This is a genomic window from Modestobacter roseus, assembly GCF_007994135.1.
Classification (GTDB): Bacteria; Actinomycetota; Actinomycetes; order Mycobacteriales; family Geodermatophilaceae; genus Modestobacter; species Modestobacter roseus.
The window spans coordinates 4,216,709-4,229,177 of record NZ_VLKF01000001.1 but is presented as its reverse complement, the minus strand read 5'-3'; the positions used below and the strand labels follow the sequence as shown (position 1 = coordinate 4,229,177).

Genomic DNA, 12,469 nt, shown 5'->3' with positions numbered 1-12,469 from the left:
GATGAGTCCGGCCGTGCCGGCCGGTCCCTGCTGCGGACGCCCCGCCGGGGCGCGGACCGCAGGAGGACCCATGGCCACGGTGATCGCCGGCATGACCATCTCGCTGGACGGCTTCGTCGCCGACGAGCACGGCGACTACGGGATGCTGTACTCCGACTTCGCCGAGCTGGAGGGGCCGTACATGGCCGAGGCCCGCGAGGTCACGGGCGCGGCGCTGATGGGGCGGCGGACCTTCGACGGCGCCGAGGACCCCGACGGGTACGCCGACGGCTACGAGTTCCAGGTGCCGATCGTGGTGCTGACCCACACCCCGCCGGCGAAGCAGCCCAAGCGCAACGACCGGCTCCTCTTCACCTTCGTGACCGAGGGGGTCGAGGCGGCCGTCGCCTGCGCGGCCGTGCTGGCCGGCGACAGGGCGGTGACCGTGATCGGTGGCGCCGACCTCAACCAGCAGCTGCTCGCCGCCGGCCTGGTCGACGAGCTGTGGGTCGACGTGATGCCGGTGCTGCTCGGCCGGGGCCGGCGGCTGTTCGACGGCGCGCCACCGCAGCAGCTGGAGAAGCTGCGCGTCGATGAGCTGACGGCGCGGACCTCTCTCCGGTTCCGGGTGCTGCGCGGATAACACTTGTGCGGCGGATGTAGCACTCCTACTATCGCCGCCACCCAGCTGATGCCCTCCGGGAGTGGTGTCCGATGCCCTCGTCCCCGATCACCGACGAACCCGTCGTCCAGGTGCGTGACCTGCAGATGAGCTACGGGCCGCGCGCGGTCCTCACCGGCGTCGACCTCGACGTCCACCGCGGCGAGGTGGTCTGCCTGCTCGGCCCCAACGGCGCCGGCAAGACCACCACGATCGAGATCCTGGAGGGCTTCCGGCTCCCCTCGGCCGGCACCGTCCGGGTGCTGGGTGGCGATCCGGCCACCGGCGACGACGCCTGGCGGGCCCGGATCGGGGTGGTGCTCCAGTCCTGGCGGGACCACCCGCGCTGGACACCGCGCCGGCTGCTGTCCTACCTGGGCGGCTACTACGCGCCCTACGCGACGCCGGACCACCCCCGCCCCTACGAGGTCGACTGGCTGCTCACCACCGTCGGCCTGACCGACGGCGCCGACCGCAAGATCGCCACCCTCTCCGGTGGGCAGCGCCGTCGGCTCGACGTCGCCGTGGGCGTCATCGGCCGGCCGGAGCTGCTGTTCCTGGACGAGCCGACGGCCGGGTTCGACCCGGAGGCGCGACGGGACTTCCACGACCTGGTGCACCGGCTGTCGGACCTGGAGGGCACCAGCATCCTGCTCACCACCCACGACCTGGGCGAGGCGGAGCGGCTGGCCGACCGGATCCTCATCCTCAACGAGGGCCGGATCGTCGCCGACGGCAGCCCGGACGCCCTGGCCCGTCAGGTCGCCGGCCGCGCCGAGGTGCGGTGGACCTGCGCCGGCGAGGTCTTCGTGCACGCCACCGACGAGCCGGTGCCCTTCGTCCGGGAGCTGCTCGCGCAGCACGACGACATCAGCGACCTGGAGGTGCGCCGCGCCGACCTGGAGGACACCTACCTGGCGATGGTGCACCGGTCGGAGTCGACCCCGCGTTCCCCCGAGCTGGTGGAGGTGACCCGGTGAACGCCACCCGGCACGCGATCGGCCTCGGCGCGCGCCGCGGCTGGACCGAGTTCGTCCAGAGCCTGCGCAGCCCCCAGGACCAGGGCTTCTACCTGTTCATCGGGGTGGTGACGCTGGCCGTGCTGTGGGCGAACCGGGACAACGAGGTGGGCGACACCGGGCTGCTCTACCCCTCGTTCGCGCTGCCCAGCATCCTCGGTGGGCTGCTCGCCTTCGGCGTGGTCATCGGCCCGGCGTACTCCCTCGCGATGGAGCGGGAGGACGGGACCCTGCTGCGGCACAAGGCCCTGCCGCACGGCATGCCGGGGTACGTGACCGGGCAGCTCACCCTGCAGTCGCTCACCCTGGTGCCCACCCTGCTGGTGGTGCTGGTGCCCAGCCTGCTCCTGTTCGACGACCTCATGCAGCGGGGCGCGACGGGTTGGGCGGTCACCGTCGGGCTGATCGCCGTCGGTCTGTTCGCCGTCCTGCCCTGGGGCATGGTGCTCGGCTCGATCGTGCCCAGCGTCCAGAAGGTGGGCACCTGGGGCATGCTGCCGGTGCTCACCCTGCTGGGCATCTCCGGGATCGTCGTGCCGATCCAGGCCGTCTGGGGGTGGGTGCAGGCGGTCGCGCAGGTCTTCCCCGTCTACTGGATCGGGCACGTGCTGCGCTGGGCGTTCCTGCCGGAGGCAGCCGCGGCGGGCGAGCTCGGCGACGTGTGGCGGCCCGGCCTGGGCCTGCTCGTGCTCGTCGCGTGGGCGGTGGCAGGCTGTCTCGTCGCGCCGCGGGTGCTGCGCCGGATGGCCCGGCGGCAGTCCGGCTCGCAGGTGCAGGCCGCGCGGGAGGCGGCGCTGCAGTGGGTCAGGTGACCGAGGGCGTCCACAACCGGATCGCGCTGCTGCGCGCCGAGCAGGGGGTCACCCGGCGGGAGCTGGCCGACGCCCTGGGGGTGCACTACCAGACCGTCGGCTACCTGGAGCGGGGCGAGTACAGCCCCAGCCTGGCGATCGCGCTGCGCATCGCGGAGTTCTTCCAGGTGCCGGTCGAGGCGGTCTTCTCGCTGGCGCCGTTCCCCCGGGTCACCGACCTGCACCGCGCCGACCCGGGCGAGGCGTCCAGCGCATGAGGTGCACGGCCTGAGGTGGTGCCAGGGGTACCCCGGCTGTCGTGCCAGCGGGATCGAACCGGCCGGCCGGGACGGCGAGGGTCGGTGGTGTCCGTCAGCCACCCCTCCAGCCACCCCTCGAGGAGCCCTCGTGACCGGAACCGCCCGCCCGTCCACCGCCCACCGCGTCGGCGTCGTCGCCGTCGCCGGGACCGCGCTCAGCGGTCTGCTCGCCGCCGGCCTGCTCGCGCCGTCCGCCACCGCCGGCCCACCCGAGCACACCCCGACCCCGGCCCCGCACTCCCCGGTCACCGCGCTGCAGCAGGAGCTCGACGCCCTGGTCCGCGACGACGGCTACCCCGGGGCGCTGGCCGCGGTCAGCGACGTCCACGGCCGGGTCCGGGACCTGACCGCCGGGGTCGGTGACCTCGCCACCGGTGCCCCGGTGCCGCGGGACGGGCAGGTGCGGATCGCCAGCAACACCAAGACGTTCACCGCCACCGTCGTCCTGCAGCTGGTCGGCGAGGGGCGCGTCGGCCTGGACGAGCCGGTCGAGACGTACCTCCCCGGCCTGGTCCGCGGCGAGGGCATCGACGGGCGGCAGATCACCGTCCGCCAGCTGCTGCAGCACACCAGCGGGATCCCCGACTACGACGAGCTCCTCGTCCCGGAGTGGCTGGCCAGCGGTCTCACCCGCTTCTACGAGCCGCACGACGCCCTGGCCCTGGGGCTGAGCCGGCCGGCGCTGTTCCCGCCCGGCACCGACTTCGAGTACAGCAACACCAACTACACGCTGGCCGGACTGGTCGTGCAGCAGGTCACCGGCCGGCCGGTCGGCGAGGAGATCACCCGCCGGATCATCGAGCCGCTGGGGCTGCGCGCCACCTACTGGCCGGGCGAGGGCGAGCAGGAGATCCGCGGTCGGCACCCGCACACCTACTTCCCGCTCGACCGCGAGAACCCGCTCCCGGTCGACCCCGGGACGCCGCTGACCGACGTCACCGACCAGGACGTGTCGATGGGCTGGGCGGCCGGGGCGCTGGTCTCCAGCCCGCGCGACCTGCTGCGGTTCGACCAGGCGCTGGTGGACGGCGAGCTGCTCACCCCGGACCTGCTCGCGGAGATGCAGGACACCGTGCCCGCCGACGGCACCGTGCTGCGCGGGCAGGAGGAGTACGGGCTGGGGCTGCAGACCTACACGCTCAGCTGCGGCGGCGTCGCCTGGGGCCACGGCGGCGACATCCCGGGGGCGCACACCCGCAACGCCGTGACCAGCGACGGGCGCGGGGCCGTCGTCGTCGTCACCGGCGAGCCGACCACCGAGGAGCAGGCCGTCCGGCTCGAGGAGACGATCGACACCGCGATCTGCGGCTGACGGTCAGTCGGGCGGGAACCGGCTCGCGGCGTCCTCCAGCAGCACCTCGCGGTGCGCCGGGGGGCGCCGCGGGCACGCGGTGCAGGTGGCCTCGTGCGGCACCCGGTACAGCAGGCAGCACGAGACCCGCCGGGTGAACCGCACCGCCCCTCCACCGGGCCGGGCGACGTCGGCGAAGCGCGGCGCAGGGAGCGGCGCGCCGATCTCCGCAGCCAGTGGGCCGGCCAGGGCGGTCGCCGCGGCGACGTCGCCGGTGGCCCGGCCGAGCGTGAGCAGCCGGTTGGCGATCGAGTCGGTGGCGATCGCCCACAGCGGGCGCTCCCGCAGCCCACCGGCCGCGGCCACCGCGGCGACCACCGCCGCCAGGGACGCGCGCAGGTCACCGGCCGGGGCACCACCGACGGCCGGGTCACCGGCGGTCGCCGCGACCGGGGTGCGCCCGGCGAGCAGGTGCAGCGTGGTGTCGGCGAGCCGGGCCGACACCGGCGCCCCGGTGACCAGCCCGGCCAGGAACGGCCCGATCAGCACGGTGGAGGCCGAGTACCACCACACCGTGGCCAGCACCCGCCGGTCGCCGGTGCCCTGCCGCGGCGCCCGCGCCGTCAGCACCTCGCCGGTCCAGGCCGGGTCGGCCAGCACGGTCGCGGGGACGGCGTCCGCCGAGGGCGGGGGTACCAGCCCCAGCCCCGCCGCACCGGGCAGCAGGGCGAACCGCATCGCGCCGGCATCCACCCCGACAGTTTCGCCCGGCCCCGTTCCCACCCGACGTGCGGGGGCACCTGACGGGGAGGTGACCGGGGCCATAGGTTGTGCAGCAGAGACAGCGCCGCCTCGCCGGGAGGGCGGCGCCCGGATCCGGAGGTGGCGCATGAGCGAGACCCAGACGAACGACGCCCAGGGCCTGTCCAGCCAGCTGCCCGAGGGCGGGTTCCCGCCGCCGGAGGCGCTGGCCGCCGCCGCCAACGCGGGGCCGGACACCTACGAGCGGGCCGCGGCCGACCGGGTCGGCTTCTGGGAGGACGCCGCCCGCCGGCTCGACTGGGACCAGCCGTGGGAGCAAGCGCTGGACTGGAGCAACCCGCCGTTCGCGAAGTGGTTCGTCGGCGGGAAGCTGAACGTGGCGGCCAACTGCGTCGACCGGCACGTCGACGCCGGCCACGGCAGCCAGGTCGCCTACCACTGGATCGGTGAGCCCGGCGACACCCGCACGATCACCTACGCCCAGCTCAAGGACGAGGTCTGCAAGACCGCCAACGCGCTGATCGAGCTGGGCGTGCAGTCCGGTGACCGGGTCGCCATCTACCTGCCGATGATCCCGGAGACGATCTTCACCATGCTGGCCTGCGCCCGCATCGGCGCGGTGCACATGGTCGTCTTCGGCGGCTTCTCCCCCGACGCGCTGGCCAGCCGGATCACCGACGCCGACGCCAAGGTCGTCGTCACCGCCGACGGCGGCTACCGCCGCGGCGCCCCCAGCGGGCTCAAGCCCAACGTCGACGAGGCGCTGACCAAGACGGACGGGGTCCGCAGCGTGCTGGTCGTGAACCGCACCGGCCAGGACGTCGAGATGACCGAGGGCCGCGACGTCTGGTGGTCCGACCTGGTCGAGCGGCAGTCGACCGAGCACACGGCCGAGGCGTTCGACGCCGAGCACCCGCTCTACATCATGTACACCTCGGGCACGACGGCGAAGCCCAAGGGCATCCTGCACACCTCCGGCGGCTACCTGACCCAGGTCAGCTACACCCACTGGGCCACGTTCGACCTCAAGCCGGACACCGACGTCTACTGGACCGCGGCCGACGTCGGCTGGGTCACCGGCCACAGCTACATCGTCTACGGACCGCTCTCCAACCGGGCGACGTCGGTGATGTACGAGGGCACCCCGGAGACGCCGCACCGCGGCCGCTGGTGGGAGATCGTGCAGGAGTACGGGGTGACCATCCTGTACACGGCGCCGACCACCATCCGCACCTTCATGAAGTGGGGCGACGACGTCCCGGCCGGGTTCGACCTCTCCTCGCTGCGGCTGCTCGGGTCGGTCGGTGAGCCGATCAACCCCGAGGCGTGGCTCTGGTACCACAAGAACATCGGCGGCGGCCGCTGCCCGATCGTGGACACCTGGTGGCAGACCGAGACCGGCGGCCACATGATCACCCCGCTGCCGGGCGTCACGAAGCTGGTGCCCGGATCGGCCCAGCACCCGTTCCCCGGCATCTCCGCCAAGGTGGTCGACGACGAGGGCAACGAGCTCGCCGACGACTCCACCGGGCTGCTGGTGCTCACCGAGCCGTGGCCGTCGATGCTGCGCACCATCTGGGGCGACGACGACCGCTACGTCGACACCTACTGGTCCCGCTTCGGCAAGAACGTCTACTTCGCCGGTGACGGGGCCAAGAAGGACGCCGACGGCAACATCTGGCTGCTCGGCCGGGTCGACGACGTGATGAACGTGTCCGGGCACCGGATCTCGACCACCGAGGTGGAGTCGGCGCTGGTCAGCCACCCGACCGTCGCCGAGGCGGCCGTGGTCGGCGCGACCGACCCGACCACCGGCCAGGGCATCGTCGCGTTCGTCATCCTGCGCGGCGACGCCGTCGACCGGGGTGAGGAGCTGGTCAAGGAGCTGCGGCTGCACGTGCGCAAGGAGATCGGGCCGATCGCCAGCCCGCGGCAGATCATGGTCGTGCAGGAGCTGCCCAAGACCCGTTCGGGCAAGATCATGCGCCGCCTGCTCCGCGACGTGGCCGAGAACCGGGAGCTGGGCGACGTCACCACGCTGACCGACTCCTCGGTGATGGAGCTGATCAGCTCGAAGCTGCCCTCCAGCGGCTCCGACGACTGACGAGGGCACTCCCGGAGCTCGTGCTCTTCTCGCCCCGGCGAGCAGAGCACGAGCTCCACACCCCCTGCTGCCCAGTCCCCCGGCGGCCGCCCGCGCGGCCCGGCCGCACGGGCCTCCCCCTCCCCCGGGTGACCCCGGACGGCGACGAGCGCGCGGATGCGGCACGATCAACGGCAGTCCGACGCGCCGGGAGTCCGCCTGGCGCCGATGAGTGAGGAGCCACCCGTGGCCCAGAGTGTGCCGACGCCCCCGCTGACGGGATCGACCGCCGCCGGCGCCACCGAGCCCTCGGTCGGCACGCTGGCCAAGAGCGCGATGACCGACGTCTCCACGCTGGTCCGCTCGGAGATCGAGCTGGCCAAGGCCGAGATCGGGGCGTCCGTGAAGCGGGGCGGGGCCGGGGCCGGGGCGTTCGCCGCCGCCGGCGCGATGCTCGCCTTCGCCGGCTTCTTCTTCTTCTTCTTCCTCGCCGAGCTGCTGGCGGTCTGGCTCCCCCGCTGGGCGGCCTTCCTGATCGTGTTCGCCCTGCTGGTGCTGCTGGCCGCGGTCGTCGGGTTCGTGGGCTGGCGACTGGTCAAGAAGATCAAGAAGCCCGAGCGCACCATCGAGACGCTGCAGGACCTGCCCGACGTGATGCGGCGCGAGGCGCCCGGCCAGCGCACGCACGACCTGCCCACCGTCCGCGACGGCCAGGTCGTCCGGCAGGACGCGCACGCCCGCCTGCGCTGATCCGGTGACGCTGCCCGGCGAAGGGCTGCCCGACGCCACCAGTGCCCTGCTGCCCGGCCCGTGGTCGCACCGCGACGTCTCCGCCAACGGCGTCCGGCTGCACGCCGCGGAGGCCGGGGAAGGACCGCTGGTCCTGCTGCTGCACGGCTTCCCGGAGTTCTGGTGGGCCTGGCGGTCCCAGCTCACCGGGCTGGCCGCGGCCGGGTTGCGGGTGGTCGCCCCGGACCTGCGCGGCTACGGGGCCAGCGACAAGCCACCCCGCGGCTACGACCTGCCCACCGCGGCAGCCGACGCCGCTGCGGTCATCCGCTCGCTCGGGGAGACCGAGGCCGTGGTCGTCGGCTCGGACTGGGGCGGGCTGGTCGGCTGGACGATGGCGGCCCTGCACCCGCGGACCGTCCGCCGGCTCGTGGTCGTCTCCGCGGCCCACCCCCGCCTGTTGCGCGCGGGCATGTCGAACGCCCAGCAGCGCCGCGCGATGGCCTACGCCGTGCGCTTCCAGCTGCCCCGGCTGCCCGAGCGGCGCCTCACCCGCGCCGACGACGACCCGGTGGCCGAGCTGATGCGCCGCTGGTCGGGGCCGTCGTGGGTGCACACCGCGGACTTCGCCGAGGCGGTCGAGCGCTACCGTTCCGCCGCCCGGATCCCGCAGGCCGCCTACGGGGCGATGGAGTACTACCGCTGGGCCGGCCGCTCCCAGCTCCGGCCGGACGGCCTGCGGTTCGCCCGGCGGATGGCCGCGCCCGTCACCGCGCCGACCCTGCAGGTGCACGGCGCCCAGGACCCGCACGTCCTGCCGGCCACCGCCCGCGGGTCGGACCGCTACGTGGCCGGCGCCCACCGCTGGCTGGAGCTGCCCGGGGTCGGGCACTTCCCGCACGAGGAGGCCCCGGACGAGGTCACCGCGGCCATCGCCGACTGGGCCACCGCCTGAGCGGGCGCGCCGCGCTCACTCGCAGGCGCCGGTGTCCACCGCGGCGACCGCGCGCTGGCCCTCGACGGCTGCCGTCTCGACCTGGTCGTAGGTGAGCGCGTAGCCGGTGTCGGGGTCGTCGATCGCCGAGGCGAAGACGACGCCGAGCACCGTGCCGTCGGGCGCCAGCAGCGGGCCGCCGGAGTTGCCCGCGCGCACCTGGCCGTAGAGCGCGTAGACGTCGCGCTCGACGGTGCGCACCGCGCGGAAGTCCGGTCCGCTGATCGGGCCGCGGTCGCGCACCCGCGCCGGGCCGACGTAGAGGCCCCCACCGCCCGGGTAGCCCATGACGATGGCGTCGTCGCCGGTGTCCGCGGGCGTCGGCGTGAACCGCAGGGGCACCTGCGGGAGCCCGGGGACGGCCAGCACCGCGACGTCGGTCTCCTCGTCGACGTACACCGGCGTGGCGTCGTAGGTCTGCCCCTCGGCGCTGACGGTGGGCCGGTCGACCCCGGCCAGCACGTGTGCGTTCGTCATCACCCGCTCGTCGGCGTAGACGAACCCCGACCCGTCGATCTGCCGGGCGCACGACCCGGCGATCCCCCGGATCTGCACCACCGAGCCCCGCACCTGGGTGACGACCGGGCTGGCCAGCAGCGCCTGGTCCGGCGCCGGGACGTCCCGCGCCTGGGTGGGCGTGAGGGGGTCCAGGACGTCGGGCAGCCCCTGCCGGTCGATCGCGTCGCGCAGCGACTCGTAGAGCGAGCGCACCTGCTCGGGGACCGCCCGGTCGACCGACTGCACCAGGCTCGACTCGCGCACCTGCGCGGCGACCCCGGGGAACGGGGAGCTGGCCAGCGGGATCGCGACCATCCAGGCCACCAGCAGCACGGCCGCGGCGGAGACCACCGCCCCGGCGACCGAGTCGAGCACCTTGGCCGGCTCCCAGGTGACCCGGGTGCGCACCGCGCGCCCCACCACCCCGGCCAGCAGCTGACCGAGCAGCGCACCGGCGAGGACGACGACCAGCGCCACGAACACCCGGGTGACCGAGGACCCGGCCAGCTCGTCGGCGATCGGCCCGGACAGCTGGGCGCCGATGACCGCGCCGCCGAAGAAGCCCACGAACGAGGTGGCCGACACGATCAGGCCCTGCCGGAAGCCGGAGAGCGCGAAGACCATCGCGAGGACGATCAGCGCCACGTCGACCAGGCTCACGGAGCGCGCACCGTCATCGTCCCGACCTGCCCGAGCGCGATGTGGAAGCTGCACTCGAAGGGGTACTCCCCCGGCTCGGTCACCTCGAACTCGATCGTGTCCTCCTCCCCGGGGCCGAGCACCGGGATGGCCGGCTCGATCGGCACGGGGCCGGTGTCCGGGGTGAAGCGGAAGTTGTGCGTCAGCTGGTCCGCCACGTTGCGCACGGTCACCCGCACGGTGCCCGGCTCGACGGTGAAGGTGTCCGGCGTGAACACGTAGTCGTCGCCGGTGGTCAGGGTGATCTCCTGCACGCCGTCGGCCGTGGTCGTCACCGTGCCGACGTCGCCGCCGGCGGTGCGGGTGGCCTCGGGCAGCACCGGCTGCTGGTTGGAGCACCCGGCCAGCACGACGCCGAGCAGGGCGAGCACCACCAGCAGCACCGGTGCCGGTGGGCGAGGGCTCCGCCGCGCTCGCGCGCGGGCCTGGGCTGCGCTCATGGTCCCGGGACGGTACGCGGACCGGCTGTGCGCCGGGCGTCGTCGGCCGCCGTCGGCGCGGCGCGGTCGTCGAGCTCCCCGGCCGGCGGCGGCGGGACCGGCAGCGGCCGGACGTCGCCTTCGTCCCAGGGACGGGCCAGCCCCGCGGCCTCGAGCACGGCGTCCAGCAGCGCGGCGGTGAACCCCCAGACGACCATCCCGGCGACGTCGAACGCCGGGCCGACGTAGCCGCTGGGGTGGCCCACCCGGAAGCGGTTGGCCGGATCGGCGAGCTCGGCCAGCGGGACCCGGGCCACCCGGGCCACCTCGAACGGGTCGCCGACCGTGACGTCCCGCGGGTCGTCCCACCAGCCGACCACCGGGACGACCAGGTTGTCCGACGGCCCGAGGAAGAGCGCCGGCAGGGTGGTCAGCACCCGCACCCCGGCCGGGTCGACCCCCGCCTCCTCGTGCGCCTCGCGCAGCGCGGTGGCCACCGGGTACTCCTCCCCCGGGTCGGCGCCACCGCCGGGGAAGGCCGGCTGGCCGGCGTGCCGGCGCAGGTGCGCGGACTTCTCGATGAGCAGCACGTCCGGGCCGCCGGGCCCCTCCCCGAGGAGCAGCAGCACCGCGGAGCGGCGGGCGGTGGCCGAGCGGGCGGCGCGGGGGTCGTGCCGGTGCCACAGCGACAGCTCGCCGGCCGTCGCGACGAGCCGCCGGACGTGCTCGGGGAGGTCGGCCAGGTCCTCGGGCGCGACGGTCACAGCTGCACGCCCAGGTGCTCGGCCACCAGCTGCTCGAACTCGGCCAGGGACGGGACCTGGCCGACCTGCACGTGGGCCACCGAGCCGTCGGCGGCGAGGAAGAGGGTGTGCGGGAGGCTGCGCAGCCCGAGCGCCGCGGTCACCTCGCCGTCCTCGTCGAAGGCGGTGGGCAGGGTGACCCCGGCGTCGTCGGCGAAGGAGGCACCGGCGGCGGCCCGGTCCTGGCTGTCGATGCTCAGCACGCGCAGCCGGTCACCGGCCGCGTCGGCCAGCTCCTGCACCACCGGCAGCTCCTCCCGGCAGGGCGGGCACCAGCTGGCCCAGAGGTTCACCACGGTGGGCGTCCCCTGGGCCCGGCCGAGGTCCAGGCTGCCCCCGGTGAAGCACGAGAAGGACAGCCCGGTCAGCTCGCCGTCCGGCGCCGGCTCGTCGGGCTGCTCGGGACAGGCCGTCAGGTCGGTCCGCACGTCGGGGGCCGCGGCCGGGGCCGGCTGCTCCGGTGCGGCGTCGTCGTCGGCGGTGCAGCCGGTCACCAGCAGTGCCGCGGCGAGGACGACGAGGAGGCGGCCGGTCACTCGGTGTCCGAGGCGGCCGGCGTCTTCACCAGCTTCTCCGCGACCTGCGGGTCGACCGGGCCGATCCCGTAGGACGGGCACCACGAGGCGAGCCCGCACGCGCCACAGGCCGGCTTCTTCGCGTGGCAGACGCGCCGGCCGTGGAAGATCACCCGGTGGGAGAAGATCGTCCACTCCTTCTTCGGGATCAGCTCGGCGATCTCGGTCTCGACCTTGACCGGGTCCTCCTCCCCGGTCCACCCGAACCGGCGCACCAGCCGGCCGAAGTGGGTGTCGACGGTCAGCCCGGGCACCCCGAAGGCGTTGCCGAGCACCACGTTGGCGGTCTTGCGCCCGACGCCGGGCAGCGTCACCAGGTCCTCCAGCCGGGCCGGCACCTCGCCGTCGAAGCGCTCGACCAGCGCCTGGCCGAGGCCGAGCACCGAGTTGGCCTTGGCGCGGAAGAACCCGGTGGGCTTGAGGATCTCTTCCAGCTCGGCCCGGTCGGCGCCGGCGTAGGCGGCGGCGTCCGGGTACCGGGCGAACAGCGTCGGCGTCACCTTGTTCACCGTCTTGTCCGTCGTCTGCGCGGACAGGACGGTGGCGACCAGCAGCTCCAGCGGGGTGGTGAAGTCGAGCTCGCAGTGCGCATCGGGGTGGATCAGCGCCAGCTCCCGGTTGGTCCGCCGGGCCCGGCGGGTGCGGGCCAGCGGGCTCTCCTCCGGGTCGAAGGGCGGGACGCCCAGCCGGGCGGCGCGCGCCGGACGACGGGGTGCGGCGGGCCGGGTGTAGGCCGGCGGGGTCACGGGCTCGGACACGCGACCGAGGGTAGGCGTCGGCACCGACAGGCAGCGACCGTCATACTCGCTGCTGGTGCACCGTCCGGCAGCCAGCCCGGCGCACACC

14 protein-coding genes are annotated in these 12,469 nt (G+C 74.5%); 8 read left to right on the top strand and 6 right to left on the bottom strand.

The window, feature by feature from the left end; translation table 11 throughout:
• Positions 1-70: 70 nt before the first annotated feature.
• From JD78_RS20215 to JD78_RS20195, 5 genes are all read left to right on the top strand, one after another.
• A complete protein-coding gene (locus JD78_RS20215) occupies positions 71-622 on the top strand; it encodes a dihydrofolate reductase family protein (RefSeq protein WP_153360378.1) in 552 nt (183 codons plus the stop codon).
• Positions 623-693: 71 nt separating this feature from the next.
• Positions 694-1,620: an ABC transporter ATP-binding protein gene (locus JD78_RS20210; RefSeq protein ID WP_166521356.1), complete on the top strand. Its 927-nt coding sequence runs from the start codon at positions 694-696 to the stop codon at positions 1,618-1,620.
• The gene (locus JD78_RS20205; RefSeq protein WP_153360376.1) at positions 1,617-2,471 is read left to right on the top strand and encodes an ABC transporter permease; all 855 of its coding nucleotides are present in this window, start codon (positions 1,617-1,619) and stop codon (positions 2,469-2,471) included. The genes JD78_RS20210 and JD78_RS20205 overlap by 4 nt, the downstream gene beginning before the upstream one ends.
• Positions 2,468-2,728, top strand: coding sequence for a helix-turn-helix transcriptional regulator (locus tag JD78_RS20200; RefSeq protein ID WP_153360374.1), 261 nt, complete (start codon positions 2,468-2,470; stop codon positions 2,726-2,728). The genes JD78_RS20205 and JD78_RS20200 overlap by 4 nt, the downstream gene beginning before the upstream one ends.
• 130 nt (positions 2,729-2,858) lie before the next feature.
• Complete coding sequence (locus JD78_RS20195) at positions 2,859-4,082, top strand: serine hydrolase domain-containing protein (RefSeq protein ID WP_208104164.1); 1,224 nt, start codon at positions 2,859-2,861, stop codon at positions 4,080-4,082.
• A 3-nt stretch (positions 4,083-4,085) separates the two neighbouring features.
• Here JD78_RS20195 and JD78_RS20190 read toward each other — a convergent pair whose 3' ends face one another.
• Positions 4,086-4,799 carry a (2Fe-2S)-binding protein gene (locus JD78_RS20190; RefSeq protein ID WP_228395160.1) on the bottom strand — a complete coding sequence of 238 codons (714 nt, stop codon included), beginning with the start codon at positions 4,797-4,799 and terminating at the stop codon, positions 4,086-4,088.
• A gap of 151 nt (positions 4,800-4,950) precedes the next feature.
• Here JD78_RS20190 and acs point away from each other — a divergent pair, with 151 nt between their 5' ends.
• The 3 genes from acs (at position 4,951) to JD78_RS20175 (ending at position 8,590) form a co-directional block, all read left to right on the top strand.
• Entirely contained in the window at positions 4,951-6,927 is a 1,977-nt protein-coding gene (acs, locus tag JD78_RS20185) for an acetate--CoA ligase (RefSeq protein ID WP_153360370.1), read from the top strand.
• 225 nt (positions 6,928-7,152) lie between these two features.
• A complete protein-coding gene (locus tag JD78_RS20180) occupies positions 7,153-7,656 on the top strand; it encodes a phage holin family protein (protein ID WP_228395159.1) in 504 nt (167 codons plus the stop codon).
• Between the two features lie 4 nt (positions 7,657-7,660).
• Positions 7,661-8,590, top strand: coding sequence for an alpha/beta fold hydrolase (locus JD78_RS20175; RefSeq protein ID WP_153360366.1), 930 nt, complete (start codon positions 7,661-7,663; stop codon positions 8,588-8,590).
• A gap of 15 nt (positions 8,591-8,605) precedes the next feature.
• Here the strand turns inward: JD78_RS20175 and JD78_RS20170 are convergent, their stop codons facing one another.
• Genes JD78_RS20170 through nth form a run of 5 tightly spaced genes read right to left on the bottom strand, consistent with a single transcriptional unit; the run spans position 8,606 to position 12,381 of the window.
• Entirely contained in the window at positions 8,606-9,787 is a 1,182-nt protein-coding gene (locus JD78_RS20170; RefSeq protein ID WP_153360364.1) for a MarP family serine protease, read from the bottom strand.
• Positions 9,784-10,266, bottom strand: a complete 483-nt coding sequence (locus tag JD78_RS20165; protein WP_153360362.1) for a cupredoxin domain-containing protein — start codon at positions 10,264-10,266, stop codon at positions 9,784-9,786. The genes JD78_RS20170 and JD78_RS20165 overlap by 4 nt, the downstream gene beginning before the upstream one ends.
• On the bottom strand, positions 10,263-11,009 hold the full coding sequence (locus tag JD78_RS20160) for an NUDIX hydrolase (RefSeq protein WP_153360360.1): 747 nt from the start codon (positions 11,007-11,009) through the stop codon (positions 10,263-10,265). Before JD78_RS20160 ends, JD78_RS20165 begins: the two co-directional genes overlap by 4 nt.
• The gene (locus JD78_RS20155) at positions 11,006-11,584 is read right to left on the bottom strand and encodes a TlpA family protein disulfide reductase (protein WP_153360358.1); all 579 of its coding nucleotides are present in this window, start codon (positions 11,582-11,584) and stop codon (positions 11,006-11,008) included. Before JD78_RS20155 ends, JD78_RS20160 begins: the two co-directional genes overlap by 4 nt.
• Complete coding sequence (gene nth / locus JD78_RS20150; RefSeq protein ID WP_153360356.1) at positions 11,581-12,381, bottom strand: endonuclease III; 801 nt, start codon at positions 12,379-12,381, stop codon at positions 11,581-11,583. Before nth ends, JD78_RS20155 begins: the two co-directional genes overlap by 4 nt.
• Between the last annotated feature and the right edge of the window lie 88 nt (positions 12,382-12,469).

What these genes read in the sequence shown, in the direction of transcription:
- JD78_RS20215 (WP_153360378.1), top strand. Translation starts at nt 71, where the DNA reads ATGGCCACGGTGATCGCCGGCATGACCATCTCGCTGGACGGCTTCGTC.
- JD78_RS20190 (WP_228395160.1), bottom strand. Translation starts at nt 4,799, where the DNA reads ATGCGGTTCGCCCTGCTGCCCGGTGCGGCGGGGCTGGGGCTGGTACCC.
- JD78_RS20210 (WP_166521356.1), top strand. Translation starts at nt 694, where the DNA reads ATGCCCTCGTCCCCGATCACCGACGAACCCGTCGTCCAGGTGCGTGAC.
- acs (WP_153360370.1), top strand. Translation starts at nt 4,951, where the DNA reads ATGAGCGAGACCCAGACGAACGACGCCCAGGGCCTGTCCAGCCAGCTG.
- JD78_RS20165 (WP_153360362.1), bottom strand. Translation starts at nt 10,266, where the DNA reads ATGAGCGCAGCCCAGGCCCGCGCGCGAGCGCGGCGGAGCCCTCGCCCA.